This window comes from Moorena sp. SIO4E2, from assembly GCF_010671945.1.
Classification (GTDB): Bacteria; Cyanobacteriota; Cyanobacteriia; order Cyanobacteriales; family Coleofasciculaceae; genus Moorena; species Moorena producens.
The window spans coordinates 1-3,227 of the sequence record NZ_JAAHIE010000707.1 but is presented as its reverse complement, the minus strand read 5'-3'; the positions used below and the strand labels follow the sequence as shown (position 1 = coordinate 3,227).

At 40.2% G+C, this 3,227-nt stretch carries 3 protein-coding genes and 2 pseudogenes; 4 read left to right on the top strand and 1 reads right to left on the bottom strand.

Annotation, left to right across the window (positions count from 1 at the left end):
- Together F6K37_RS35775 and F6K37_RS35770 are read left to right on the top strand one after the other, a co-directional pair.
- A pseudogene (locus F6K37_RS35775) lies at positions 1 to 1,562 on the top strand (hypothetical protein); the annotation flags it as partial.
- A 3-nt stretch (positions 1,563 to 1,565) separates the two neighbouring features.
- A complete protein-coding gene (locus F6K37_RS35770; RefSeq protein ID WP_287255668.1) occupies positions 1,566 to 2,276 on the top strand; it encodes a hypothetical protein in 711 nt (236 codons plus the stop codon).
- 163 nt (positions 2,277 to 2,439) lie between these two features.
- On the opposite strand, the pseudogene F6K37_RS35765 reads toward F6K37_RS35770, so the two are convergent.
- Positions 2,440 to 2,607: pseudogene (locus F6K37_RS35765) on the bottom strand (element excision factor XisI family protein); the annotation flags it as partial.
- A gap of 34 nt (positions 2,608 to 2,641) precedes the next feature.
- Here F6K37_RS35765 and F6K37_RS35760 point away from each other — a divergent pair.
- Entirely contained in the window at positions 2,642 to 2,983 is a 342-nt protein-coding gene (locus tag F6K37_RS35760) for a XisI protein (RefSeq protein ID WP_287255666.1), read from the top strand.
- A 93-nt stretch (positions 2,984 to 3,076) separates the two neighbouring features.
- Positions 3,077 to 3,227, top strand: a 151-nt coding sequence (locus F6K37_RS35755; protein WP_287255671.1) for a type II toxin-antitoxin system HicA family toxin, incomplete at its 3' end; no start/stop codon positions are given.

Genomic DNA, 3,227 nt, shown 5'->3' with positions numbered 1-3,227 from the left:
CATCAGCCTTTGTGAAAGCCGCCATGGCAATCTATGACATCATCATGTTCTTTGTTAATCGCGGTAGTCAGGTGCTGGAATTGGTAAATGCAGTTGTGGATGCCGTGAGTGCGATCGCATCTGGTGCTGTTGGTGGTGCAGCGAAGTTGGTAGAGAATGCTTTAGCGAAAGCTGTACCAGTGGTAATAGGGTTCTTGGCTTCCTTGTTGGGTATTGGTGGTTTGGCGAAGAAGGTTGAGAAGATTATTGGTAAGATTCGCGAGCGGATTGATCAGGCGATTGATAAGGTGTTGTTGAAGGCGAAGGGGTTGTTGGGTAAAGCAAAAAAAGGAGCAAATAAAGTAAAGGAAACTGTACTCAACCTCATTAAATGGTGGACTAAAAAGAAAACTTTTAAGGATAAGACTGGGCACTCTCATGAACTATATTACAAGGGTAGCTTAGCGAATGCGAAACTCTATGTAGCCAGTTTTGATCCTAAGATGCTCGACAAGTTCTTTGATGAGAAGCTAAAAGAAGCAGAAGGGCAGACAAGTTTCACAAAAAGTGATGTAGAAGTGGCCAAGGAATATTACGATGAAAAAGTCCGCCCTCTGGAAATTAGACTGAGAGAAATTGACAAGGTTTATGAAGGAGGTTCAGGTGGTTCTAAACTCTCAGCAGAGAAGAAAGCAAAAGACATTAATGCTAATAAGCAGCTTGTACAAAAGCTTGAACGAGCTTTATGGGAATTAAGTAATCAACATCTTAAGAAGTTATTTGGATCAACTGTCGAAGACTATCCGCCACCTAAGCTTCCAGTCATGGCTGACAATAAGAAAGCATCTAGCTTCACTGCTGATTATATTGTTAATAGTGAAAAGCACAAAATTACAACCGGGACGGAGTCAGGTAAGCATGTAGGTAACCTCAATGGATGGTCTCAACTTCAAGAGTCAAAACTTACTCACCAAGCCCAATGGGTTCGGATGCACTTGTTGCCACATAAATTGGGTGGTAATGCAGTTGACTCTAACTTAACTCCCGCGCGGGGATCTCACAATACTCGATTTTCAAGTGCAGTAGAGCAACCTGCTATCAAGGCTGCAGTGGAGGGTAACATCAAAGATAACAAGCCTATTTGGTATCGTTTCCGTATTAACTATTATTCTGGTAAAGCTAGTCCTTTCCCCAAATATTTGAAAGCAGAATGGGGATTTTATGAAAGTACTGGTGGTGAACTCAAACGTGGGCCATTAGTAAAGTCATTTTCACAAAGCCCAGAGAAACCAGAATTGACTCCTGTTACTCCCAATCTAAATGATCCAGACGTGACTGCAGGCGATATAACTAGAGTTACTGATGTAGATCGTGGTTTTGTTTTGCTTCTATTAAATGTCAGGGAGGAAAATGGTGGATCTTTAGGAACCTCAAGGTTTTCCGTCAAAAATAGAATGGAGAAAAAATATATAACTACTGATGTAGTTGGTGGTAGACAGGTTAAATTTGGAGTTAAGGATTTTGACGCACGCATGAATCTTGTTTTAGCAGCTATAAAAGATGGAAAAGCAACACTAAAGTAAAAAATGTCACAAGAATATTTACGAGACTTTCAGACTTTAATAGATCAAATGAAGCAACACTCTTCCTTTGAAATTATTGCAGATGAAATTGTTGCCAATTATGAGGAAGGACTTGCTGAGTTATCGGTGAACGAATTAAGAATGAGCTTTGGGTTTAACCTTACTCAAAATTTTGAAAAATATATTGATGTATCTCTCCATACACATTTACGATTTGTCTATTACATCAATGGGGATGTTTCCGGAGGAGGTGAATTTCATTTAAGCCCTATTGCCGATTCCCTAACTTCAACCCAAGATCCCGAACTCTGGCATGAAGGGATGACCCAACAGGAAATTGAGTTCCTAAAATATTTTCGTGTTTTTGATGACCATCCTGACTCCGGCGACTTTAAACTCGCGGCTTTTCACTTGACACCAGGCGTTTCTCCACCTGCCTTTCCAGATATTTATTTCTATGATCGGGGTGAGTACTGGAAGATGAACCTTGATTATGGAGGTTACTTAGATGGCTTACTAGGATTGTTGGGTGTGAGTAACTGGCAGTACCTTTTTTGCGATGTAGACATGACTCAACCGAAGTATGAGAGCCTCTTCAACGAACTAAACAATACCTTAAATCAACTTACTAAACTTTTTCCTGCCAGAGACTTTGAAACATATCGCGAAATATTACGAACTAAAAGAGAAAGTGACTCTCGTCGGATAGGTTAATGAAGCGTATTTATTGATAGTATTTCAATTCGTTCAATTACAAAACTATAAGTGCGATCGCTTTTAGCGGCTCCAAAGGAGCATCGCGAAGCGTAGCCCTTTGGGCTAATCCCATGATCTTGTCGGGTGAGCCCTTCGACAGCGTAACCCACCAAAGCCAATGCTATGCGATCGCATACCCACTATGTTCACAAATCTCGGGGGGATGAAAAGCCATAACAATCCTATCCTTCGGTACTCCTGAAGCAACCAATTCATCCGTGATACCATCTTCAATACCGTCGTAGTGAATCCAGATTTTACCATCGCGGATTGAACCATGAACAATCTTAGCATTACAATCCTGTTGAGGAGGTAATCATCCAATGGAAAAACTAGAAAACTACCGATTAATCATCCGCCAGCTATTAACTAATCATGCCACCTTAGAAGCAAATAATTCAGATTCAGAGCTTGAGTGTCAACTTATTTTTGACACAGAACATGACCATTATCAACTTTTAGATATCGGCTGGGATGGACTCAAACGAGTTTATAACTGTTTCATCCATTTAGATATCAAAGATGGCAAAGTTTGGATTCAGCGAAACATGACAGAAGCTGATTTGGCGCAAGATTTGGTAGACATGGGTATACCGAAAGCAGACATTATTTTCGGTTTACATCCCAGTTATAAACGTCCTTACACAGGCTACGGAGTGGCTTAGTAGTGGATTGACTTAACAATAAAATTAATTATAATAATGATGAGTAACCATTTTGACTTAGATAAAATAGGAAATATGTAAAATCTCTAGTAAATGCCAAAGAAAATCAGGGTTCTAAAACAAATGCTTCGCCAAGCCGGTTTTAGAGAAATACCAGGTAAAGGAAGCCATACAAACTGGATACATCCTCTTTATGCTGGGAAACTCACAGTTTCAGGTAAAGACGGAAACGATGCTAAGCCCT